Origin of the sequence: Streptomyces sp. NPDC058284 (assembly GCF_042881135.1) — a bacterium.
In the GTDB taxonomy this organism is placed as follows: Bacteria; Actinomycetota; Actinomycetes; order Streptomycetales; family Streptomycetaceae; genus Streptomyces.
In genome coordinates, this window is sequence record NZ_JBHVYE010000008.1 from 107,466 (window position 1) to 130,454 (window position 22,989).

Here is a 22,989-nt window from a genome sequence, read left to right on the forward strand (position 1 = left end):
CGCAGATGACCACTCAACGCCGTAAATGCCAGCCGGTTAGATGCGTGAAGTGCGGCAGCGTTTCTGTGATTCTTTCCCAGCCCATAGACTCCGCGTCCGGCGAGCCCCGGTGGCGATACCGATGCATCGCTACTGAGTGCGGTGTGGCTTGGTGGGTTGACGAGCATGGAGGGACGTCCGAGGAGTATCGCCAGGTAAAGGACTAAGAATAGGCCCCCGCATCCGGCAGGGGCCAGTCCTACTCAGTCCAGGGCTTTCCCTTTTGGAGAATTCGGTTAGGCCGGGAGTGATCCGGCCAATCCGTAGCCATCACTTCTTCGAAGCCTTGGCGCTCATGGTCCCGGCGCTGAATGCACCCGACGGAAGTTTCAGCCCAACCGAACGGGCCGGGTCGATCTCAGCTGTACCCACGAAAGCCTCAGCAATGATTCGCTGAGTGAGTGTGTCGTCGTGGAAAGCTTGAAGCACGGTAAGTGCGTAGCCAACAGTCGAAGTCGAGTCAGAGAACTCGGCAGATGCCCCGTTCGAGCCGGGCGGAGCATACGGGGCGCGGATAGCCACGGCAAATGCGTCCTGCGAGTAAGCAACTGCACCGGCATCCAGGTAAGGCGAAACAACAACGTTGAAACCATGGAGCCTACCGATAACGGCATCTGCCAGAGCATCGTCACCGCCAGAGGAATTGACCGCAGCCAGCATCGGATCAGCCAAAAGAAGCTTCTTAACGTCAGGGGAAACAGCCAGCCAGCGGGTTCCCGGAACCTTGGCCTTATCCAGCTTGACACCAGCGTCCAGGATCGCATCACGGACATTGACAGGATCGATAACCAGGGCGTCAGCCGCAGCAATCTTCGGGTTAAGACGCTCAGTTGCAATGGCATTCTCGATGTACTCGGCAACACCCTGGGAAGTTGGGATGACTGCCTGAGCCTGAGTCGAGAAGACGTTCAGGCTGTAGTCTTTCGGGCTCAGCGAGACCGCAGAAACGGCGTGGGTATTGAGCTTGAGGGGAACAGTTCCCTCATTCACTGTCTGGACAATATCTGTGATGGTGGTCGTGCCTTCGATGAAAGGCTTGGCCGGAATCGCCTTAGGAACTCGGATGCGAATGGTGTCACCATACCCTCCCTCGAACTCCTTCTCGACATCGCGGAAGACGGTACGCCCGAGAACTAGAGAGGCACCCAAGGAAGCGGCGGCAACAGATGCCACCTTGTCAGTCACTGCAAAATTGTTAGCCATTTTCAATCTCCGTTCTTAGTGATCAAAGGTTCAGGCAGCGTTAGTGACGCGGGCCTGGGTAACGAGCTGGCGGATTACACCGTGTTCCGGCTGAGTGAAGCCACCGGGGCACAGGGCGGCAATCTCACGCTCGTTCTCACCCGCATAGGCCAGAAGTACCGAGATAGGCATACGGACCGCCTGAGCCCACTTCACAAGGTGTTCGTGAGTAGGGGCGTGCTGGCCCGACTCCCACCGGCCAACCGTCTGGCGGTCAACACTCACCAGGTCGCCAACATCTTCCTGAGTCAGGCCCAGGTTCCGGCGCCGCCGCGCAAGGTCAAAGTTTGGAATCACTTGAATCACTTCACTTTCAGCTGATTGGGATGAATCAATCCCATCAATGGGCAATAAAGAGGGGCCCGTTGCTCCCAGGTGGACCAAGCCTGCTGTGACTCTTGCTTAGGGCCGGTGGTCACAGATACCGGCACCTCTCCGTATGCCAGTGAGAGGTAGGAATGAAAGGGGATTGTTGCATCAGCCCATAAAGCGGCGGCCACATTCAAGACGCCGTGACCAAAGTCAAGACGTCCATCCCCCTCGCGAAGCTATGGGGTGGATGTTGAAGGCTGGTCATCGGTGGATGGAATGAAAGGGAACTGCCATCAGCACGCCCGAGCGTAAGGAATCCACCGTTAAGCACCGGAGTGCAGCCGCAGGAGGTGCAGGTGGATTCATGTAGTGAGGTTGCTATGGTGCTGATGTCCATATACGGACGGAGCCATAGGCGGAGTGTCAAAGTAACGAGAAGTGAGAACAGGAGGACAGATCCGCCTGGAGATGAATGAAATGAATCTCAGGATCTAGTTCCGACTGGGCATCTAGCAATCTACCTAGCCGCTTTCAATGCGGCATAGTCCTATTGTGAGTAGAGACTGAGCATCTGGCTTTCAATGGCCAGATGCCTAGTCGGCCAGCGAGTAGAGCTGGCCTCTGGTGTATCTGTCCCAGGTGTTGCTTATAGGGGTGGGAGCAAAACCCCAGGTCAACCACAGTGGTCATTTCCTGCGAGGAAGAAGAGATGATCATGGTGTGGTGGTGTAGGCCCTCAGCAGTCCTGTGGCTAGGTCCCGGCCCAGCTCTGCCGTCTCGGGAGCGGGGGTCACAGTCCCCGCCCCCAAACGCCCATGGACATCACACCCCCACTTCGGGTCGACCTCCGGGCGACCCCCTCCGCGCAGCTCGTAGGCGAGCCACACACAGCGGGACTTGGACCCCTGCACCGCGAGCCCGGCCTTGACCAGCTTGGCTATCAGCTTGACTACGGCGGGCTCCTGGACGCCCAGGAGGAGAGAGAGTTCACCGGACCCGAATTCTGCGTGCCCGTACTTGTCTGCCCTCCCGAGCACAAGCATGATCAAACGGCTATCACTGGAAAGCCCGGTGCCATTCTTTCCGATTGAATCGCAGTAGGACATGGATACCCCCTGCCACGGACCGCGTCCAATGTCAGCTGGTTTCATCACTTCAAATTTAGAGTCCCAGGGGGCAGGCTTTATTTCCTGATAGGAAACAGGGTCGCAGTCGCCTGCCTCGTACCGGTGATTTTTGCTATCGGACGCACAGGCAGAGGGGGAACTGTTAGTCGTCGCCTGTGGAGGGATCTCAGGTTCAGTGAGCACGGGGGCCTGGTTAGGCTTGGCAGCTTCCTGCGCCCCCTCAGGGCAGGGCGTGTCAATCATGGGATTGGCGCAGGGGCAGAACGGGCTATTGCACTTGCCGATTACGGTAGCCATTGCTTGTCTCCAGTCACAGAAAATGGGGCCCGGCTGATGCCAGACCCCTAGGTTTGGGAAAATGAAAACAAGAAGCTCCCTCAATTCGAATTGAGAGAGCCTCTTGGTGTCGTGTTGGTTTGTTGCGCGGTCAGCCCCTAAGACTCCTCCAGAGCCTCTAGACGCTTTTTCAGCTCCTCGTTCTCACTCTCAAGGGCTTCTATCCTCTGCTCCAAGTCTTGATCGGAGTAGATCGCATACTGCATAGCCTGAGCTATTTCGCTGGAAACTTGCCCGCGAGTGATGGGACCGGTCGGGTCCGGATCAGAGGAGTATCCGACATTTTTCACATGCTCGATATCGCTGTCATCGCTGATCTTGTCGATAAAGTCATCGATCATGCAAAATCCCCTCAATTTTTGGGCAGGCTAAAGCGTCTCCGGATTGCGACTGGCGCCGGTCGGCCTCTAGGCCCGACTCGTAGGTGAGACAGAGGAGTAACACCAAAGGTTGTATGAGGTAGCGGTGACCTGGGTCACGGCCTGTTAGCTGGCTAGGCAAGGGGAGGGGGGTACCTCTCTTGGCCATCCGGGCTGTACTAACGATCTCCCGTGGTCAGCAAGACCCCTGGTTGTCGACTCGCCGTGCTCCGTGGGGGCATTCAGGCCTCTGGGGTATCGGTAGCAGCCCCTGGTCGTTAGCCCCTTCGATGTGGCCTCCGCTCGCGCCCTGAGACGCCTGGTCACCAGTCACCGTTAGGGCGCCTGTGGGCCGATGAGAGCAGAGGCTCCCGTCCGCCATCTTGGCATGAGCCGAGATGGCCGCTCGGAGCCTCGTAGAAGGGAAGTGCAGGACTGATGAGAATCGAGGTCTACACAGTGGACAGCGACGGTACGGAGACGCTCGATCATGTGAGCTATTACGACGATGAATCAGCAAGGCAATTTCGAGATTCCCTCGACCCTAGTTGTCGACTGTTCCATGATCTCTACCATCGCGACAATGAAGATTGTGCGAAAAGTAGCTGCGTCTTTTGATCGTGCTACGAAGCACATAATGGGTGCACGGGGGTAGGGGGAGGGGTCCGGGTACGCCCATCACCCTGATCGGGACGTCATAGCAAGCGAGGTCCTGTACGGGTTTCCGTGGGCCAGCCAGGTCTCAAGTTAGGCCCCTTTTGAGGGCGTGACCACAATCACGCACCCTTGGCATTGCTGGGGGGAGGCGCTTTTAGTGGTCATTGCCCACATTCTGGATTGCTTATTTTCGGTGGGAAGATGAGAAAGCCCTCGCCCATCGGCAGTAGCCGATAGGCGAGGGCCAGAATACTGCGTACTACTCCTCACCTTCCTTTAGCTCCAGATGGGCGTACATTTCCTCTAGGTCGCGGTCACGCGATTCTACCCAGTGCTCGTAAACTGCCTGCATGTTTGATCCCGGTCGCTTCGCAATGGCCACGAAGGCGGAATTCTGTTGCTCGCCGGTTAGGTTAAGGGCATGGAGACCTCCGGGCGGGAGTTCGTCTGCGGGGAGCCCCATAGCCATTGCCACCTTGACGAGGTCTCCAATCCAAATATAGGCAGCGCGCTCTTTCGGGTCCTTTCCTGAGCGCCAGAACCCAACGAACACGTTGTGCTCAATCAAGTATTCCCGTTGTTCTTCGGTCGTCATCCCTTCCCACTTCTGACGGAATATGCGTCCAGTGGGCACGTACTCAATTCTGTCGGGGATTACCGGCTTGGCTTCCAACTCCTTGATGCGAGAGACCACGTTCCTGCGCTTCTTGAAATAGGACTCCCGGTCGTCGTCGTACCAGCCCTCTTCATCTTCCCTTTCGATTCGGGCCAGACGACTCCGGTACTGTTCCAGTTCAGCCGTGTGGTCTTCACCCTTGGTCTTGACCACCCTCACTTCCTCACGGTCACCCAAGTGAAGGAGTAGAACACGGTCCAAGAACTCATCGAGGATGGCCTTTTCGATGTATCCGGGTTCGCTGCACTGCGCCGCCTTGGTCGAGGAAGAGCACCGGTATCGCTCGTAGGTCTTATCCCCGCTCTTGAGCTTGTGCGTGACGCGGTTGACGGTGGCCCTCTGGCCGCAGGTGCCACACCTCCCCACTCCACTCAGCCGGGCCACATCCCTACGCGCCCGCTGCGGCTTAGAGGCCCGCTCCCCGATTTTGTCCAGGATCTCTGTGCGTTCGGCCTCGGTGAAGATCGGTTCTGCCGTGAACGTCACCGGGTCCCCGTTGTCCAGCTCGACTACCCGGACTCGGCCGGTCTCCTTGTCGGTGTGCTCAAGCTGTCCCACACAAGAGAGCTTCTGGAACTGACGACTAAGGGTCGACGGGTGCCACTGGATCCCCTGCGGTTCCCTCTGCCTCTTCTTGGTACCTGGGAGCGCCGGAAGGGTGCCCTCGTAGTCTCGCCAAGTCAGGATTGCCCGTTCGTTCAGATCAGCAGCGATCTTCCGTAGCGGCTCCCCGTTCAGGACACGGCGCGCTACCTCTCGAAAGATCTTGGCGTAGGTCGACTCCTGAACCAGCTTGTAATGGATCTTGTCCCCAACCTGGATCGGGATCGGCTTGTATCCAAAGGGAAGGTTGCCGCCTGCCCACATACCGTTGCGTCGGAGGTAGTCACGGGAGTCGAGGGCGCGTTGCCTGATCTTCCGCAGTTCCCCCGCCGCCTGGGTCGCCTTGGCGTAGGCAATCAGGCGCCCGGTCTCGGTCGTGAGGTCGAAGGAAGGGTCGTCCTCGACGAACACGCCCTTCTTCCAGTCCATGACGTCCTTGACGAACGCCATGAAGTGGAGGTCATCACGGCCCAGACGGTCTTGGGTGCTGATCCAGATGGCATCCCACTCGTCTCGCTTGTCCTCAGCCAGCCAGGGGCCAAGCTCCGGCCTGTCCTTGAGGTCTATGGCGCCGGATACCGAACGGTCCTCGGTCACGTGGACGAGACGGGCCCACGGATTTCGGCGAAACCAGTCCTTCCGCTTCTCGTGCTGCCGCTCGATGGACGTGCTGGCGTCGTCGTCCAGGGAGATACGGAGAGCCGCAAGGATGCGGACGGGTCCGCCATCTCGGCTCGTTCTTGCAGGTGACATGGGCACTACCTAGCCTCTCTGACCCGCTCTTGTGCTCTAACGAGTTGTCGAGTGGTCGACGACGTGGATCCGCATGCCATCAACAGTAACCGGGCCGGACCCCCGCGCCTCTCGCTGGCATCAACGCAGCCGGACGGGGGAAGGTGGGGACGTACGGACTGAGGTGGTGTTGGCCCATGGCGGAGCGCAAACCGGACGACGAGAACGACACCGAGCGCCGCAGGCGCCGTGCCCAGTTCCTGCGCGAACGCACCGAGGCCATCGAGCTGCGCGACCGCGTGAAGCCGCGCCGCGCCCGGGCGGCGCGCATGCGCCAGCAGATGCGCATGCGTACGTTCCGCTGGTAGCCGCCTCGTCGGCCGCCCCCTGGGCGCCCGGTACCGCACGTCCGAGGAAGGCCCGGTGACGGCCCGACGGAGGCTCCCGGAGAACGCGACGCGGAACACAGCGCGCGGAAGACCTCTCCTGACGGCGCCGTTTCTGCCACGATTCCGAATGGGCGGGGCTTGGCAGCAGCATTCCCCGCTCCCCGACCTCGCCGGGGGGACCCCAAACCGCCAACCGGCACTGCCTATGACCAGTGGGAGAGTCACGGTGTACTTCGCCGCACTGCTCGCGCGCACCGAAGACGGGTGGGAAGCGAGCGACACGGAGCTCGACGATGTGGAGACCCTGTCGGATCTGGCCGACCTGGCCCGTGAGGCCACGGTCGACTACGACGACGACACAGTGCTCGTCTTCATCGAACAGGAGGACGCGTGGTTCGGCGTCGTCCGCGTGGACGGTGAGGAGGACCCTCGTATCTACGTGTCGGACGCGGCCGCGGCCGCCCGCAGCTCGTACGGGGAGATCCTGCTCACCGACGAGATGCTCGGCCGCGATCCGGACGACGACGGGGCGACCGACCTGGACGCCCTCGACCTGGACGGCACGGAGGACGGCGAACCCGAGGCGCCCTCCGACTCCGTACCGGAGACGGAGGAGGTCCCCGGTACGTCGGGGGCCGTGGCCGGGCCGGTGGGCGACACGGGGATCCTCTCCGACCTCGGGGTGCCCGAGAAGGATCTGCTCGGTCTGCGGAGCGGTGACGCGCTCAACGAGATCGCCGAGATCCTCGGGGCGGCGGAGGTGCTCGAAACCGTCCGCTAGGTTCCCCGTGTGAACGACCCGACCGACCCCATGACCGGCCCCATGACCGACTCCATCACTCCGACCGACCCCGATCCCGATCCCGATCCCGAGGTGCCTTTCACCGGGCAGGATCCCGTACGCGACCGCTGGCGGGCGCCCATGCGGCTCGCTCTCGCCGAGGCCGAGCTGGCCGCCGGGGGTGGCGACGTTCCCGTCGGCGCCGTCGTGCTGTCCCCGGACGGCACGACGGTGCTCGCCACGGGGTACAACGAACGCGAGGCGGCCGGCGACCCGACCGCCCACGCGGAGGTGCTCGCCCTTCGCCGGGCCGCGGCCGGGCTCGGCGAGTGGCGGCTGACCGGCTGCACGCTCGTCGTGACGCTGGAGCCCTGCACGATGTGCGCCGGCGCGATCGTGCAGTCCCGCGTGGGCCGGGTCGTCTACGGGGCTCTCGACGAGAAGGCCGGAGCGGTGGGCTCCCTCTGGGACGTCGTACGCGACCGACGGCTCAACCACCGCCCCGAGGTCATCCAGGGAGTCCTCGCGGACGAGTGCGCCACGCAGCTGACGGAGTTCTTCCGGAAACGGTGAACGGTGATACGGCGGTGATACGGCGGTGGTACGGGCGGTGCTACGAACCGTGATACCGGCGGTGATCCCGGGGGGCGGCCAAACGGATTTCAGAACACGGGCCACTTTGGGCTAGAGTTCCTCTCGGTAGCGTGTCCGAGCGGCCGAAGGAGCTCGCCTCGAAAGCGAGTGAAGGGTAACCCCCTTCCGTGGGTTCAAATCCCACCGCTACCGCTCGATACGAAGGGCCCGTCCAGCTGGACGGGCCCTTCGTCGTACACCCGGGGGGATACGAGGACGCGCGTGCACACGCGTACGTGCGCAGGCACACGTGCGCACGCGAAGAACCCCGGCACCTCCTGGGCGCCGGGGCTCTCTCCCGCAAGGACGGGGGAAGCGGCATCGGGGGGACAAGCCGCTCCCCCCGACGAGGACCGGTCCCTCAGTCAGCGCCGCCGTCGGGGGGAAGCAGACGGCGCGGACCCCGCAGTAGGGCCGGTCCCTCGCCCGTGGATTCCTGCCAGATCCGCCGGGCTCACCATCAATCCTGCGCCCCGTGCCACCCGGTCGGCGCGGGCAAAGGGCCTCTGCTGCCGGGCCGTTGGTCCCTAAAAGCCCCGTGAGTCCGGTCCGGGTTAGACTCACCGCCGTCACAGGGGTCACACGGGGCGCGGGCAATTGGGGAGGCCAGGGACGTGGCAGTGCAGTGGAAGAAGGTCGGCCTCTTCGTCGTGGTCGTCTTCGTGCTCTATGTGATCATCACCGACCCGGCCAAGGCCGCGGACTACGTCCAGATAGGGTTCGAAGGCGTTTCGAGTGCCGCTCGAAGCATCGGTGACTTCATGACGTGGGTCGCCAACGGCGGCAAGGACTGAGCAGCCGCCGCCAAGACTTCCGGCCGCCGGCGCTCCCGGCCGCCGCGTCACCAAAGCCCAGCCCTCTCCAAGGAGTGCCCGTGATCCGCCATCTGGTCCTCTTCAAGCTCAACGACGGTGTGCGGCGCGACGAGCCGCGTGTGGTCGAGGGCGTCGAGGCGTTCCGCGCCCTTGGCGAGCAGATCCCGGAGCTCACTTTCTGGGAGTGCGACTGGAACATCACCGACCGCCCCATCGCGTACGACTTCGCCATCAACTCGGCGGTCGAGGACACCGATGCGCTGAAGCGGTACATCGAGCATCCGGCGCACCAGGCGGGCGTGGCGCTGTGGCGCGAGTTCGCCACGTGGGTCATCGCGGACTACGAGTTCTGACCGCCCCTTCCAGGCTTCCGATCCCAGGTTTCCGATCCCAGGTCCCGAACGGCCCCGCACCACGCCGGTGCGGGGCCGTTCCGTGTCGTGCGCCGGGGCCACCCCGCGACCCTTGCCGCTCCTCAACACGTAGCTATGGGGTGCTTGCACACAGTGCACATGTCTTGTGATGCTATGACCGCTTTTGACGGATGAGTTGACCGAGGTCGACCGAGCTTGACCGTGCCTGTCTGAGAAGGGGTGGCGTTGCCCGTGCCGGCCAGTACTGCGCCCGAAGCTCCACCCGCGAAGGCTGCGTCCGAGGAGACTCCGCCCGCCAAGATCTCACCGGGCTCGGGCTCTGGCTCGGGGTCAGGCTCGGGCCCGGGCTCCGGGAGCACCAGGGGCGCCGACACCCGCGCCCTCACGCAGGTGCTCTTCGGCCAGCTCAAGGAGTTGGAGCCGGGCAGCCCCGAGCACGGCCGGGTGCGCGGCGCGCTCATCGAGGCCAACCTCCCCCTCGTCCGGTACGCGGCCGCCCGCTTCCGCAGCCGCAACGAGCCGATGGAGGACGTCGTCCAGGTCGGCACCATCGGGCTCATTAACGCCATCGACCGGTTCGACCCGGAGCGCGGGGTGCAGTTTCCGACCTTCGCGATGCCGACCGTGGTCGGCGAGATCAAGCGGTACTTCCGCGACAACGTCCGCACCGTCCACGTACCCCGGCGACTGCACGAGCTGTGGGTGCAGGTCACCGGCGCGACCGAGGACCTCACCACCGCCCACGGGCGCTCGCCGACGACCGCGGAGATCGCCGAGCGGCTGCGCATCACCGAGGACGAGGTGCTCGCCTGCATCGAGGCAGGACGCTCGTACCACGCGACGTCGCTGGAGGCCGCCCAGGAGGGCGACGGGCTGCCGGGCCTGCTCGACCGGCTCGGCTACGAGGACCCCGCGCTCGACGGCGTCGAGCACCGCGATCTCGTACGCCACCTCCTCGTCCAACTGCCCGAGCGCGAGCAGCGGATCCTGCTCCTGCGCTACTACAGCAATCTGACGCAGTCACAGATCAGCGCCGAACTGGGCGTTTCCCAGATGCATGTGTCGAGGTTGCTGGCCCGGAGCTTCGCACGCCTTCGGTCCGCAAATCGGATCGAGGCGTAACCGTATCGAGTGGAGTGCCGTCGGAGCCGTTCCCGACGGCACCCGTCGCCGAAAAGCCCCAGACCCCCTCTTTCCTGCACGGATGTCACCCTTGTTTGTCGACAAGTAACTACAGCGTGTTGCCGACATGTGACATTCTGCTGGAACCGCGTTTGCCGTAGCCCCACCTCCGGTATTCAGGTGGAGGCTGCGTTCCTCCGACGGGAGCGCCCGCCGCGACCGTCCGCGACCTCAAGGGGGTGGCATGTCCGCAGACCAGGGCAGCTCGAAGGTGCTCACGCTCACGCTCACGAAGAGCCCGAGCGAATCCGCGCCCGACGCGCTTCACAGCTCATCGGCCCCGGAAGCCATCGACACCCGGACCCTGTCCCGCTCCCTCTTCCTGCGGCTCGCCACGCTCGCCCAGGACAGCCCGGAGCGCGTCTATGTACGCGACACGCTCATCGAGCTCAACCTCCCACTCGTGCGGTACGCGGCGGCCCGCTTCCGCAGTCGCAACGAGCCGATGGAGGACATCGTCCAGGTCGGCACGATCGGCCTGATCAAGGCGATCGACCGTTTCGACTGCGAACGCGGCGTGGAGTTCCCGACGTTCGCGATGCCGACGGTCGTGGGTGAGATCAAACGCTTCTTCCGGGACACCAGTTGGTCGGTGCGGGTGCCGCGCCGCCTCCAGGAGCTGCGGCTCGCGCTGACCAAGACCAGCGACGAGCTGGCCCAGCGGCTCGACCGCTCACCGACCGTCCCCGAACTCGCCCTGGCACTCGGGGTGTCCGAGGAGGACGTGGTCGACGGGCTCGCGGTGGGCAACGCCTACACCGCATCCTCGCTCGACTCCCCGGCCCCCGAGGACGACGGCGGCGAGGGCTCCCTGGCGGACCGCCTCGGGTACGAGGACACGGCTCTGGAAGGCGTGGAGTACCGCGAATCCCTCAAGCCGCTGCTCGCCAAGCTGCCGCCGCGCGAGCGCCGCATCATCATGCTGCGCTTCTTCGCCAACATGACGCAGTCGCAGATCGGCGAGGAGGTCGGCATCTCGCAGATGCACGTCTCCCGCCTGCTCACGCGGACGCTGGCGCAGTTGCGTGAGGGGCTCATCTCGGACTGAGTCGCCTCCGGATGGCGCGTGGTGCTGACGGGGTTCCTAATTGACGGCCCGTCAGCCACACTGCCGCAATGCGACGTGGTCGACGTGGTGTTCTGAACGTGCTCGGCGTCGGTGCCGCCGCCGTCTGCCTGGGTGGCCTGCTGTCCGCCTGCGGTGGTGACAGCGGCGAGGGCTATGTGGCGGCCGGGGCGGGCCCTGGGCGGGGGCCCGGGGCGGGGAAGGCCGTGGGGCCGAGCGGTGAAGTGAGGCTGGTGCCGCTGGATGGCGGCGCGAAGGGTGGTCGTGACGGTGGGGGTGACGGTGGCGTACCGTCCACTTCCGCCTCGGGAGAGGGCGGCTCGGGCGGGAAGTCGCCTGCCGGTAGCGGTGGTTCGGGGCCCGTGGGTAGGGGCCAGGAAGGTGCGCGCGCGTCGGCCGGTGAGGGTGGCGCGCGTTCCGGTCGTACGGGTACGGGTACTGGTACTGGTGCAGGTACGGGTTCGGGGAGCGGCGCCGGTGCGCCATCGTCTCCGGCACCTCCGTCTCCGCCCCAGTCCCCGCCTCCGGCCACGGATCCGGGGACCGGTACTTCGCCCCCGCGGGGGCCCGCCGTGCTGAAGGTCGGCGATCCGGAGCGGAGTCCTGCGGACAAGCGCTGGTGCGAGGAGGTGACGGTCACCTTCCGGAACACCGGGGGTTCGCCGGTGCGGTCGGGGACTGTCACCTTCGGTACGCACGTCATCGGGGGGCTCGGTGTGGACTGGGCCACGATCGAGTCGACCGTGAAGCTGCCGGCGCCGATCGATCCCGGGCGGAAGCGGGAGCGGGGCTGGACGGTGTGTGTTGACGCGTGGCGGGTGCCTTTGGGGATGCGGGTGGAGACGCGGGACGTCTCGGTCGACTGGAGGTAGCCTTCGATCCGCCTCACGTCCGGTGCGGGCCCACCGTGGCTTTCGCGCAGTTCCCCGCGCCCCTGGGGAGCCTTCGATCCGCCTCACGTCGTGTGGCCCCCACCGTGGCTTTTCGCGCAGTTCCCCGCGCCCCTGAGGGACCCTTCGATCCGCCCCACGTCCAGCGGGCCCCACCGTGGCTTTGCGCAGTTCCCCGCGCCCCTGAAGGGCCGAAGGGGGGCCGAGCAATCCGGTAGCCAGGCGGCGGGTCTAACTAAGGGGCGCGGGGAACTGCGCGCTCAAGCCCCGCGGCGCAGCAGCCGGAAACGGAACGCCCACCCGCCCAAGGGGCCCCGCGGCGCCGCAGCCAAGAATGGAACGCCCCCCAACGACCGCGCCCCGGAACCGCTCAAGGCGCCCCGCCCTAAGAAAGCGCCAGCCAAGCCACACCCGCCACAACCAAGATCGCCAGCACCACGCCCACGATCAGACCCACCCGTGGGCCGGAAGAAGTCGCCGCCTGCTGCCTCCGCCCCTGCGACTGCGGCGCCTCGTCGACGAAGGCGCGGAACATCTGCGTACTACCGGCGGGGTCGGGGTTGTTGCCCTGAGGTCCCTGGGGGTTGTGTGCCATGAAGCAGGACCCTAGCGAATCCACCACCCCCCGCCCAACCCCCACTGGCCAGCGCCTTTACGCGCGAGCTTCCAGACCTTTGCCGACTCTTTAGCGCGCCGCCCGACTTTTAGTTTGCCTGCGGCAACCAACTTCTTCTATCGTTGCCCTAAGCAACAAATAGAGGAGGTGCCGTGGCCGCGCAACGTCAGTACGAGGAGCTGGCCCGACAGCTCAGCGCCATCGGTGCCGTGAAGCGCGGTCTCGGCCGGGGTCTCCCCCACGACTGCCCCGGCGGATCCGCCGCCGTACTCGTCCTGCTCGACCGCCACGGCGCGATGCGGATGAGCAGGCTGGCGGAGCTGCTCGCCGTCGACATGTCGGTGACCAGCCGGCACGTCGCCCATGTCGCGGAGAAGGAGTGGATCGTCCGCGATCCCGACCCCGCGGACAAGCGCTCCCGGATCCTGCGGCTCACGCCCGACGGCAAGGCCAAGGTGGACGAGCTCTCCGAGCTCTCCATCCGGACGCTCACCCATTACTTGCATGACTGGAGCGACGAAGAGGTCGTCCAGCTCAGCACGCTGCTCGGGCGCCTGCGCGACAGCTTCGGGGACTGCCGCACGGCTGCGGTCCGGCTTCCCCACGAGGTGCAGACACACGACGTGCAGACGCCCGCCGTGCAGACACCCGACGTGCAGATCACGTCAGAGACCACCCGTACACCCGCGTAAGAAGAGGAAATCCATGGCAACAACCACACCAGCCGGTGTGCGGGGCAGCCATGCCAAGCACGGAGCCCATCACTCCCACCCCGGTGAGAACGCTCCGATGACGCACCGGCAGATCATGGAAGCGCTGTCCGGGCTGCTGCTAGGCATGTTCGTGGCGATCCTGTCGTCGACGATCGTCTCCAACGCCCTGCCCGAAATCATCGGCGACCTCGGCGGCGGCCAGTCCGCCTACACCTGGGTCGTCACCGCGTCGCTGCTCGCCATGACCGCGACGACGCCCCTGTGGGGCAAGCTCTCGGACCTCTTCAGCAAGAAGGCCCTGGTCCAGATAGCCCTGATCATCTACGTCGGCGGTTCGATCGTCGCCGGTCTCTCGCAGAGCGCCGGGATGCTGATCGCCTGCCGCGTTGTGCAGGGCATCGGCGTCGGCGGTCTCTCCGCCCTCGCCCAGATCGTCATGGCCGCGATGATCTCCCCGCGCGAGCGCGGCCGGTACTCCGGCTACCTCGGCGCCACCTTCGCCGTCGCCACCGTCGGCGGTCCGCTGCTCGGCGGTGTCATCACCGACACCTCGTGGCTCGGCTGGCGCTGGTGCTTCTACGTCGGCGTGCCCTTCGCGATCATCGCGCTGATCGTCCTGCAGAAGACCCTGAAGCTCCCCGTCGTCAAGCGCGACGTGAAGGTCGACTGGGCCGGCGCCTTCTTCATCAGCGCCGCCGTCTGCCTGCTCCTCGTCTGGGTCACCTTCGCCGGTGACAAGTACGACTGGATGTCCTGGCAGACCGCCGCCATGGTCGGCGGCTCGATCGTCCTCGGACTGCTCTTCGTACTCATCGAGTCGAAGGCCGCCGAGCCGATCATTCCGCTGCGGCTCTTCCGCAACCGCACCATCACGCTCGCCTCGCTCGCCTCGCTCTTCGTGGGTGTCGCGATGTTCGCGGGCACGGTGTTCTTCAGCCAGTACTTCCAGCTGGCGCGGGGCGAGTCCCCGACCATGTCCGGTGTCATGACCATCCCGATGATCGGCGGACTCTTCGTCTCGTCGACCGTCTCCGGCCAGGTCATCACCAAGACCGGCAAGTGGAAGGCGTGGCTGGTCAGCGGTGGCGCACTGGTGACGGCGGGCCTCGGCCTGCTCGGCACCATCCGGTACGACACCGAGTACTGGCACATCGCGATCTTCATGGCCCTGATGGGTCTCGGCATCGGCATGATGATGCAGAACCTGGTCCTCTGCACGCAGAACCAGGTCGCCCCCGAGGACCTCGGCTCCGCCAGCTCCACCGTCACCTTCTTCCGCTCCCTGGGCGGTGCGATGGGTGTCTCGGCGCTCGGCGCGATCATGTCCACGCGCATCACCGACTACGTCAAGGACGGCATCACCGACCTCGGTCCGAAGGCGGCCGCGCAGTTCGGCCACGGCGGCACCGGTGGCGGCGGCATCCCCGACCTGGACAAGATCCCGGAGCCGTTCCGCACGGTGATGGAGAGCGCGTACGGGCACGGCATCGCCGACGTCTTCCTGATCGCCGCGCCGCTGGCGCTGATCGCCTTCCTGATCACGATCTTCATCAAGGAGGTTCCGCTGCGTACGTCGGGCGGCCTCGCGCAGGCCGCGGCAGGGGCCACGGACGGCGCGGCTCCGGCCGACGCCACGGCCACCCCGGCCGCCACGGCCACCGCGTCGACGGCGCCCACCGCCGAGCAGCCCGTCCTCGCCTCCGTCGCCTCGCACAACGAGGCCGGTCCCGAGGGCACGCAGCGCCTCGCCGCAGCGGCGTCCGCCACGGAAGCCGGAGCGGGAGCGGGCGGCCTGCCGCCCGTCACGGGCGGCATCCCGGTCCACGGCTACGTCCGCGGCGCCGAGAGCGTGCCGGTTCCGCAGGCCGCCGTCACGCTGATCTCCCTCGGGGGACGGCAGCTGGGCCGCGCGGTCGCGCAGGGCGACGGTGCCTACACCGTGGACGCGCCCGGCGCCGGGTCGTACGTGCTCATCGCCTCCGCCGACGGTTTCCAGCCGCAGGCCTCGACCGTGGTCGTGGGCGAGGACGCGCTGGCGTACGACATCCTCCTCAGCGGCACCAGCGGGCTGAGCGGACTCGTCCGCGACGCCGACAGCAAGCTGCCCGTCAGCGGTGCGATGGTCATCGTGACCGACGTACGCGGTGACGTCCTGGCCACCGGGCTCTCCGGTGAGCAGGGCGAGTTCACCTTCGCCGAGCTGGTCCCCGGCACCGTCACCATCGCGGTGAACGCCGCGGGCCACCGGCCGATGGCCCTGCCCGTCGAGGTCGGCGGCACCGGGGTCACCCGGGTCGAGGTCGAGCTGAACTCCGGCGCGCGGGTGCTCGGCACCGTGCGGGCGGGCGGCGCGGCGCTGAACGACGCCCGCGTCACGCTTGTGGACGCCGCGGGCAACGTGGTCGCCACCGCGACCACCGGTGCGGACGGCGCGTACGCCTTCACCGACCTGGACAGCGGGGAGTACACGGTCATCGCGACCGGGTACCCGCCGGTGGCCACGGGCCTGACGGTGGCCGGCAGCGGCATCGACGGCCACGACATCGAGCTCGCCCACCCGGGCGAGTGACCGGCCCCGGCCCGGTGCCGCGCTCCGAGCGGAAGCGCGGCACCGGGCCGGTTGCGGAAAGGGCCCCCGGGCCGGCGGTGACGTTCACGGCAGGGGACGGCCGGTCACCGCCGCCGGGGGTCATCCGTTCCGTATGTACAGCGTGAACGTGAGCTTGGACTTTGGGGCTTTCCGGAACGGGAGCCCGGCAAGGAGAAAACGGGATGGCACTCAACGCTCGGATCCGCACGCGTGACGGCTGGGCCGTGCCCCACGCGGTCGTCACGGTGACCGACATGACCGGGACGCAGGTACTGCGGGCCGAGGCGGACGACGAAGGCGCCGTACGGGACGGGACGGCGCTCGCCGCCGGGCCCTACACCGTCATCGTCACCGCCGTCGGGTACGCGCCCGTCGCCTCCACCGCGCTCGTCACCGCGAGCGGCCGTGCCGAGGTCGGCAACGTCGTCCTCGCCCGGCAGGGCGGCACGGAGCTGCCGCCGCCCGGACCGTGGACCGTCGACCCGGCGCACTCCACGGTGGGCGCGGTCGCCCAGCACCTCGGGATCACCAGTGTGCACGGGCGGTTCACGGAGTTCGGCGGACGGATCGAGATCGCCGAGGACGTCGAGAAGTCCCGCGTCGAAGCCGTCATCCGGTCGGCCTCGATCGACACGGGCAACGGAATGCGGGACGGCCACCTGAAGTCGGCGGACTTCCTCGACGTCGAGCAGTACCCGGAGATCACGTACCGCTCGAACGGTCTGACGCCCTCCGGCACCGACCGGTGGACGGTCCACGGTGAACTGGGCATGCACGGGGTCGTCCGCCCGGTCGATCTGGAGCTCAGCTACCTCGGCACCGGCGCGGACCCGTGGGGCGGCACGCGCGCCGCCTTCCGCGCCACGGCCGAGCTGCGCCGCGAGGACTTCGCCATGAACTACAACCAGGTGGTCCAGGCGGGCATCTCGGCGATCGGCACGACGCTCAAGGTCGAGCTGGACATCCAGGCAGTCCAGGGGGACGGCCTGCCGCAGGCGGGCTGAGCACGGCCGCCCTTGAACCGGGCGGCGGGGCACGGTCGGGTCACGAGCGGGACAGGAGGGTCTCGATGCCCGCGATCATCAGATCGAGGGCGATCGTGAAGTCCCTCTCCCACATCTCCTCGACCGTGTCACCGTCCCGCGCCGCCATCAGCTCGTCCGCGCTCTCCAGCAGCCCGTGCCCCGCGAGCTCGTCGCGCACGGCCCCGACCGCCTCGCGGTAGTACGCCTCCTGCGACATCCCCGCCTCCGCGCACCGCGCGATGAAATGGCCCTCGATCGTCCCGAAGCCGTACACGAACTGGAAGACCGCCGAGATCGCGCCGTTCTGCATGTATGCCGGAAGCCCGGTGTCACGCACCGCGTTCTGGATGGCCAGGGCGAACGCCAGCCAGTTCGGGCCCAGATTGAGGTATCTGCCGACCAGCGGCGAGATCCACGGATGGCGGATCAGCACCGCCCGGTACTCCTCCGCCAGCGCGCGGAGCCGCTCGCGCCAGGCCTGCGGCCCCGCCTCTGTGCCGGGTTCCGTGGCGGGTTCCGTGGCGGGCAGCCGCATCTCGCCGCACACCGCGTCCAGGGCGAGTTCGAGCAGGTCGTCCTTGGTGTCCACGTACCAGTAGACGGACATCGCCGTGACGTTCAGCTCCCCGGCGAGCCTGCGCATGGAGAACTTGTCGAGCCCCTCCGCGTCCAGGAGCCGGACCGTGGCCGCGGTGATGCGCTCCACGTCGAGGCCGCTCGGCTGGTCGCCCTTGCGGCCGCCGCCGCGAGGGGCCCTGGTCCGCAGCCAGACGCTCGTCCGCGCCGTGTGCTTCGTGCGGCCGGCTGCCTTCGCCATGGCGCACCTTCCTCGTTGGTCCTCAAGCCCGGAGCGGTCGCCTCCGGCTGGGGCGGCGTGGGAGGCCGGACGGCCCGGAACCGGGCGGTCCGGCCTCCCCCTGATGCTATGCCGCTGTCTTACCCACGGATCCTGCCCTCTCCGCCCTGCGCAGCAACACGGCCGCGAGGACGCCTCCGGCGAACACCGCCGCCGCGCCCACCAGCTGGCTCGTCTCCAGGCCCGAGGAGAACGCGTCGGCGATCCGTTCGCGCTCGCCCGCCGACTTCGCTGCCGCCATGGCCGCCGGGAACGACGCGGCGGAGACCGCGACCAGCGTGGCGAAACGGGAGTTGAGGACCGCGCCGAGCACGGCCACGCCGAGGCCGTTGCCGAACTCCGCGAGCGTGCCGTTGACGCCCGCGCCCACGCCCGCCTTCTCCGGCGGGATGGCGCTCATGATGGCGTTGGCCATGGCGGGCATGGCCAGCGCGATGCCCGCGCCCATGACGATCAGGCCGAACAGCAGGCCGTTGTAGTTGTCGCCGCCGAGCACCGCTATGGCCGCGAGGCCCGCGGCGAGCAGGCTCATGCCGGACATGATCGTGACGGGCGTGCCCATCCTGGCGTGCAGCTTCGCGCCGACACCGGCAAGGTTCAGGGCCACGATGGTCACCGCGAGCGGCGCCGTGCGCAGCCCCGCCTCCAACGGCTCGTAGCCGAGCACGAACTGGAGGTGCTGGGTGAGGAGGAAGAGCGAGCCGCCCATCCCGAAGGAGACCAGGATCGCGCCCGCCACCGCGCCGACGAAGCGCTGGTTCCGGAAGAAGTGCATGTCCAGCATCGGATACGGGATGCGCAGCTCCCAGAGCGCGAACGCGCAGAGCACGAGGATTCCGACGGCGGCGGAGACCAGTACCTGCGCCGACGTCCAGCCGTGTCCGGGCCCGGAGATGATCGCGTAGACCACCGTGGCCATGCCGATCGTCGAGAGCAGCGCGCCGAGCAGGTCGGGGCGGTCGCCATGGGGATTCCTGGACTCCGGGACCAACTTGACGACCGCGGCGAGACCGATCAGCGCCACGGGGATGTTGATCAGGAAGATCGAACCCCACCAGAAGTGGTCGAGCATGAAGCCACCGAGCAGCGGGCCCGCCGCGAACCCGAGGGAGTTGATGGTGGCCCAGAGACCGATCGCCTTCACGCGCTCCGCGTCGTCGAAGATCTGCACGACGACCGCGAGCGTGGTGGTCATGAGCAGCGCGCCGCCGATGCCCATGCCCGCGCGGGCGGCGATCAGCTGCCCGGAGCTCTGCGCGAGTCCCGCCGCGAGCGAGCCGATGCCGAAGAGGGCGAGCCCCGCCGCGAGCATCTTCTTGCGGCCGTAGCGGTCGGCGGCGCTGCCCGCGGTGAGCAGCAGACCCGACTGGACCAGCGAGTACGCGTTGATCATCCACTGGATGTCCGAGGTCGACGCGTCCAGCTCCCGGGTGAGGGAGGGGATCGCGACGCTGAGGACGGTGTTGTCGAGCAGCACGGTGAGTTGGGCCAGGCAGATGACGCCGAGGATCAGCCAGCGCTGCGGGTGCCGCCGTTCGGCGGCGGTCGGGGTCTCGGGGGTCGTCGCCGTCATGCGGGCCTCCCTCTCCGGTTCTACGGGATCTCAGTTCTACGGTGTACGAGGTGCGGGTGCGTCGTACACCGTAGAACAACTCCCTGTACGGCGTACAGGGATTTTCGGAGAGGGGAGATGGGTGCTCCCCGGAGAGGGGAGATCGGCGTTTCCCGGAGGGGGAGATCGGTGTTTCCCGGAGAGGGGAGGTCGAGGGCCGCGTCGCTACGAGCTTGCTGCTTCGAGTCGCTTCACACGGAGACGGGAACGGCGGGCTTGATCAGGTACCCCGCTCCTCGCCGCGTGTGGATCATCGGCTCACGTCCGGCGTCGATCTTCCTGCGCAGGTACGAGATGTAGAGCTCGACGACGTTGGCCTGGCCGCCGAAGTCGTAGTTCCAGACCCGGTCGAGTATCTGCGCCTTGCTGAGCACGCGCCGCGGATTGCGCATGAGGTAGCGGAGCAGCTCGAACTCGGTGGCGGTGAGGTGGATGGAGACCCCGCCCCGCGTCACCTCGTGGCTGTCCTCGTCCAGCGTCAGATCGCCCACCACCAGGGTGGCCTCGCCTCGCTTGTCCGCGGCGCCCGCGCGCCGGATGAGCCCGCGCAGCCGCGCCACGACCTCCTCCAGGCCGAACGGCTTGGTGACGTAGTCGTCGCCGCCTGCCGTGAGCCCGGCGATACGGTCCTCCACCGCGTCCTTCGCGGTCAGGAACAGCACGGGTACGTCGGGCATCTCGCGGCGCAGCCTGCCGAGTACGGCGAGGCCGTCCATGTCGGGCAGCATCATGTCGAGCACCACGACGTCGGGCCGGAACTCACGGGCCGCCCGCACCGCGCCCGCGCCGTCACCGGCGCTGCGGATCTGCCAGCCCTCGTAACGCAGCGCCATGGACAGCAGATCGGTGAGCGACACCTCGTCGTCCACGACGAGCACGCGGACGGGTCCCCCGTCCGGCCTGAGCGGTTCGGTAAGCGCCTGAGGCGAGGTCATGGTCATGCGCCACAGGCTGTGGCACGCCTCTGAGAGCACTCTTGCGCAAGCCTGTGAATTCCCTGAGAAAAATCGCCCTCAGCCGATCGCGGAGACCAGGGCGGCGTTCGTTCCCGTACAGAACCGCACGTCCATCCCTTTCCGCCACCCCGCACCCAACGGCCGCGCGGCGAGGCAGGCTTGGCCACCCGGCCGACATCCCCGCGCTCGTACCCCGGGCTCCGACCCACCGCCCCTCAGAAGAGCCCGTCCTGCTCAACACCTCCACCCGCGCCCCCACTTCCTCCCCGGCCCTCGCCCCCGCCCCCCACCGCGTACACCGGCACAGTGACGCCCGCCTCCGCGTCCGCCGCCACCAGTTCCCACCCCGCGAGCAACCGCGTGTCGACCACCAGCACGCCCCCGCCCGCGACCTCCATATGGAGGTCGGGCCCAGCCGCGGCGATCAGCCGCCCCGCGACCACCCCGCCATCGATCAACTCCCGCACCACTTCATCGACCACCCCAGCGACTGCCCCGACGACCGTCCCAGCCGCCGCTCCACCGCCCGCGCCGAGCCCGAACGCCCCCGAATGATCGACCGCCTCGAACGCCACCCGCTCCAGCGTCTCCGCCCACCCGTCGAGCCCCACGGCCCGCCGGTACAGCTCGTCCAGCTCCCGCGCCCGGTCCGCCCACGCGGGCAGCGCCCCCCGCACCTCCCGCTTGCGCGCATACGGCACCCGGTCCGGCACCCCGAGGGCCGCCCGCAACAGCTCCTCGGTGCGCCGGGCCGCCATCAACGGCCCCCGGCCGAGCCAGCAGAACGCCACCGCCCCCTGCTCCAGAAGCCGTGCGCCGCCCCGCTCCTCGGCCGTGATCCCGACCTTGACCAGCCCCGGCCCGAACCACGCCAGATACACCCGGTACGTACGCGGGTCGTCGGGCACGCCGTCCGCCGCCACCGAGAACGCCCGGTCAAGGCGTGCGCACTCCGGACAGCGCGCCTGCGTGGCCCTGCCCGGCACGACGGCCCGCAGGGGACACGGATTCCCCCGCGCCCCCACGCACCGCCGCTCACCGACGGCCCGGAACCCGATACCCGTCCCGTACGCGAGGGCGCTGCCCCGGCCGCCCTCCCACCGCAGCACGGGCCGCCCCCCGGGCCACCCGAGCCCCGCACAACGCCACTCCACGCCGGCAACTCCCTACTGGTTCTCCCGGAGCCGGACGACAACGCAAAAGGCCCCCGGATCATCTCCGGGGGCCTTTTGTCTGATGTGCACTCGGCAGGATTCGAACCTGCAACCTTCTGATCCGTAGTCAGATGCTCTATCCGTTAAGCTACGAGTGCTTGTTTTTTCTTTTGTTTTCGTCTCCGCTTCCCGGCCCTTCGGCCCGTTCGCGGCGACAGGAAGAACATTACATGACTGCCGCCGCCATGTGAAATCCGTTCGGCGGACCCCTTGTGACCTGCGGAAACACCCTCCGGGGCGACATGCGTTCGCACACCTCCCCTGACGCGCCGAAGCCCCGGTCCAGTGGACCGGGGCTTCGGATCAAGCTGCGGAGGCGGAGGGATTTGAACCCTCGATGGGCTTGAAGGCCCAAACCGCATTAGCAGTGCGGCGCCATAGACCGGACTAGGCGACGCCTCCAGCTTGCACACCTGCGCGAGCGCGGGGGGTGCGTGCAGATGATGACACAGCCGGGCGGCTCGTCACCAATCGTGGCCTCCACGGTACTAGTCCCACGCCCCGCGGGGCAAAGCGTTAAGCGGCACCGCAACGAAGCGCGCCGCCCGGCGTTAGAGCGGTAGAGCGGCAGTCCCACGCGCGCCACGAGTCCGGGCCGAGAGCCCGCTCCGGAGTGTGCGGGCCCGCCGCTCCCGGTCCGCCGTCCCCGTCCCCGTCCTCCGTGGAGCAAAGAAATGCTGCGTCGCCTCGTCCTCACCGCCGTCGCCTCCGCCGCCGCGCTGTCCGCCGTACCCGCCACCGCCCACGCCACCGCGCCCGTCCCGACTCCGGTCGACCGGCTCACCGTGACGGTCACCGACTCGGGCGGCGCGGGTGATGGAACGTACGTACTGAAGTGTCACCCGACGGGCGGCACCCATCCGCAGGCCGCCGAGGCGTGCGAGCGGCTCCACGAGGTCACGCGCTGGGGCAAGGACCCCTTCGCCCCCGTGCCGCGCGACGCGATGTGCACGATGCAGTACGGCGGACCCGCCACCGCGCACATCACGGGCACCTGGCAGGGCCGGCCCGTCGACGCCACGTACAAGCGCAGCGACGGCTGCGAGATCTCACGGTGGAACAACCTCGTGCCGGTGCTGCCCGCGACCTCCGCGTGACCAGGGGCCCGCGACCTCCGCGTGACCAGGGGCCCGCGACCTCCGCGTGACCAGGGGCTACGGAAAACTCACATCTTCTGCGTGCGACCTCCCTCGC

General features: G+C 67.1%; 22 protein-coding genes and 3 tRNA genes. 13 read left to right on the plus strand and 12 right to left on the minus strand.

The window, feature by feature from the left end; genetic code table 11:
- Positions 1–309: 309 nt before the first annotated feature.
- The 5 genes from ACFVYR_RS14070 to ACFVYR_RS14090 form a co-directional block, all read right to left on the minus strand.
- Positions 310–1,242, minus strand: a complete 933-nt coding sequence (locus tag ACFVYR_RS14070; RefSeq protein ID WP_384255946.1) for a P22 phage major capsid protein family protein — start codon at positions 1,240–1,242, stop codon at positions 310–312.
- Positions 1,243–1,272: 30 nt separating this feature from the next.
- Entirely contained in the window at positions 1,273–1,587 is a 315-nt protein-coding gene (locus ACFVYR_RS14075) for a helix-turn-helix transcriptional regulator (RefSeq protein WP_389611870.1), read from the minus strand.
- A 719-nt stretch (positions 1,588–2,306) separates the two neighbouring features.
- Entirely contained in the window at positions 2,307–2,699 is a 393-nt protein-coding gene (locus ACFVYR_RS14080; protein WP_384255943.1) for a hypothetical protein, read from the minus strand.
- A gap of 455 nt (positions 2,700–3,154) precedes the next feature.
- Positions 3,155–3,397 (minus strand): hypothetical protein, encoded by a 243-nt coding sequence (locus tag ACFVYR_RS14085; protein ID WP_384255941.1) that lies wholly within the window; start codon positions 3,395–3,397, stop codon positions 3,155–3,157.
- Positions 3,398–4,331: 934 nt separating this feature from the next.
- Positions 4,332–6,104 (minus strand): recombinase family protein, encoded by a 1,773-nt coding sequence (locus ACFVYR_RS14090; protein ID WP_384255938.1) that lies wholly within the window; start codon positions 6,102–6,104, stop codon positions 4,332–4,334.
- Positions 6,105–6,280: 176 nt separating this feature from the next.
- Between ACFVYR_RS14090 and ACFVYR_RS14095 the strand changes: the two genes are divergently transcribed.
- From ACFVYR_RS14095 to ACFVYR_RS14135, 9 genes are all read left to right on the plus strand, one after another.
- Positions 6,281–6,451 (plus strand): hypothetical protein, encoded by a 171-nt coding sequence (locus tag ACFVYR_RS14095; protein ID WP_384255936.1) that lies wholly within the window; start codon positions 6,281–6,283, stop codon positions 6,449–6,451.
- 247 nt (positions 6,452–6,698) lie between these two features.
- Entirely contained in the window at positions 6,699–7,253 is a 555-nt protein-coding gene (locus ACFVYR_RS14100) for a hypothetical protein (RefSeq protein ID WP_384255933.1), read from the plus strand.
- 141 nt (positions 7,254–7,394) lie between these two features.
- Entirely contained in the window at positions 7,395–7,826 is a 432-nt protein-coding gene (gene tadA, locus ACFVYR_RS14105; RefSeq protein WP_384256142.1) for a tRNA adenosine(34) deaminase TadA, read from the plus strand.
- 125 nt (positions 7,827–7,951) lie between these two features.
- Positions 7,952–8,039, plus strand: a tRNA-Ser gene (locus ACFVYR_RS14110).
- Between the two features lie 461 nt (positions 8,040–8,500).
- Positions 8,501–8,680, plus strand: coding sequence for a hypothetical protein (locus tag ACFVYR_RS14115; protein WP_384263829.1), 180 nt, complete (start codon positions 8,501–8,503; stop codon positions 8,678–8,680).
- Between the two features lie 80 nt (positions 8,681–8,760).
- Complete coding sequence (locus ACFVYR_RS14120; RefSeq protein WP_062780948.1) at positions 8,761–9,054, plus strand: Dabb family protein; 294 nt, start codon at positions 8,761–8,763, stop codon at positions 9,052–9,054.
- Positions 9,055–9,375: 321 nt separating this feature from the next.
- The gene (locus tag ACFVYR_RS14125; protein ID WP_384263831.1) at positions 9,376–10,197 is read left to right on the plus strand and encodes an RNA polymerase sigma factor SigF; all 822 of its coding nucleotides are present in this window, start codon (positions 9,376–9,378) and stop codon (positions 10,195–10,197) included.
- Between the two features lie 244 nt (positions 10,198–10,441).
- Positions 10,442–11,305: an RNA polymerase sigma factor SigF gene (locus ACFVYR_RS14130; protein WP_384263827.1), complete on the plus strand. Its 864-nt coding sequence runs from the start codon at positions 10,442–10,444 to the stop codon at positions 11,303–11,305.
- Positions 11,306–11,895: 590 nt separating this feature from the next.
- On the plus strand, positions 11,896–12,195 hold the full coding sequence (locus tag ACFVYR_RS14135; protein WP_384263825.1) for a hypothetical protein: 300 nt from the start codon (positions 11,896–11,898) through the stop codon (positions 12,193–12,195).
- 403 nt (positions 12,196–12,598) lie between these two features.
- On the opposite strand, the gene ACFVYR_RS14140 is transcribed toward ACFVYR_RS14135, so the two are convergent.
- Complete coding sequence (locus tag ACFVYR_RS14140; RefSeq protein ID WP_384263822.1) at positions 12,599–12,808, minus strand: hypothetical protein; 210 nt, start codon at positions 12,806–12,808, stop codon at positions 12,599–12,601.
- A 173-nt stretch (positions 12,809–12,981) separates the two neighbouring features.
- On the opposite strand from ACFVYR_RS14140, the gene ACFVYR_RS14145 reads away from it, so the two are divergent.
- From ACFVYR_RS14145 to ACFVYR_RS14155, 3 genes are all read left to right on the plus strand, one after another.
- A complete protein-coding gene (locus ACFVYR_RS14145; protein WP_384263820.1) occupies positions 12,982–13,521 on the plus strand; it encodes a MarR family winged helix-turn-helix transcriptional regulator in 540 nt (179 codons plus the stop codon).
- Positions 13,522–13,534: 13 nt separating this feature from the next.
- Positions 13,535–16,111, plus strand: a complete 2,577-nt coding sequence (locus ACFVYR_RS14150) for an MFS transporter (RefSeq protein WP_384263818.1) — start codon at positions 13,535–13,537, stop codon at positions 16,109–16,111.
- Between the two features lie 203 nt (positions 16,112–16,314).
- Positions 16,315–17,136: a YceI family protein gene (locus tag ACFVYR_RS14155; RefSeq protein ID WP_384254674.1), complete on the plus strand. Its 822-nt coding sequence runs from the start codon at positions 16,315–16,317 to the stop codon at positions 17,134–17,136.
- 40 nt (positions 17,137–17,176) lie between these two features.
- Here the strand turns inward: ACFVYR_RS14155 and ACFVYR_RS14160 are convergent, their stop codons facing one another.
- The 6 genes from ACFVYR_RS14160 to ACFVYR_RS14185 all read right to left on the minus strand — a co-directional run bounded on the left by ACFVYR_RS14160 (position 17,177) and on the right by ACFVYR_RS14185 (position 22,197).
- Entirely contained in the window at positions 17,177–17,974 is a 798-nt protein-coding gene (locus ACFVYR_RS14160; RefSeq protein WP_384254672.1) for a TetR/AcrR family transcriptional regulator, read from the minus strand.
- A gap of 106 nt (positions 17,975–18,080) precedes the next feature.
- Entirely contained in the window at positions 18,081–19,586 is a 1,506-nt protein-coding gene (locus ACFVYR_RS14165; RefSeq protein WP_384254670.1) for an MFS transporter, read from the minus strand.
- Between the two features lie 230 nt (positions 19,587–19,816).
- Complete coding sequence (locus ACFVYR_RS14170) at positions 19,817–20,566, minus strand: response regulator transcription factor (RefSeq protein ID WP_384254668.1); 750 nt, start codon at positions 20,564–20,566, stop codon at positions 19,817–19,819.
- A 230-nt stretch (positions 20,567–20,796) separates the two neighbouring features.
- Complete coding sequence (locus tag ACFVYR_RS14175) at positions 20,797–21,735, minus strand: DUF2797 domain-containing protein (RefSeq protein WP_384254666.1); 939 nt, start codon at positions 21,733–21,735, stop codon at positions 20,797–20,799.
- Between the two features lie 85 nt (positions 21,736–21,820).
- Positions 21,821–21,893, minus strand: a tRNA-Arg gene (locus ACFVYR_RS14180).
- 213 nt (positions 21,894–22,106) lie between these two features.
- A tRNA-Ser gene (locus ACFVYR_RS14185) sits at positions 22,107–22,197 on the minus strand.
- A gap of 272 nt (positions 22,198–22,469) precedes the next feature.
- On the opposite strand from ACFVYR_RS14185, the gene ACFVYR_RS14190 reads away from it, so the two are divergent.
- Positions 22,470–22,892: an SSI family serine proteinase inhibitor gene (locus ACFVYR_RS14190; RefSeq protein ID WP_384254663.1), complete on the plus strand. Its 423-nt coding sequence runs from the start codon at positions 22,470–22,472 to the stop codon at positions 22,890–22,892.
- Positions 22,893–22,989 lie beyond the last annotated feature (97 nt).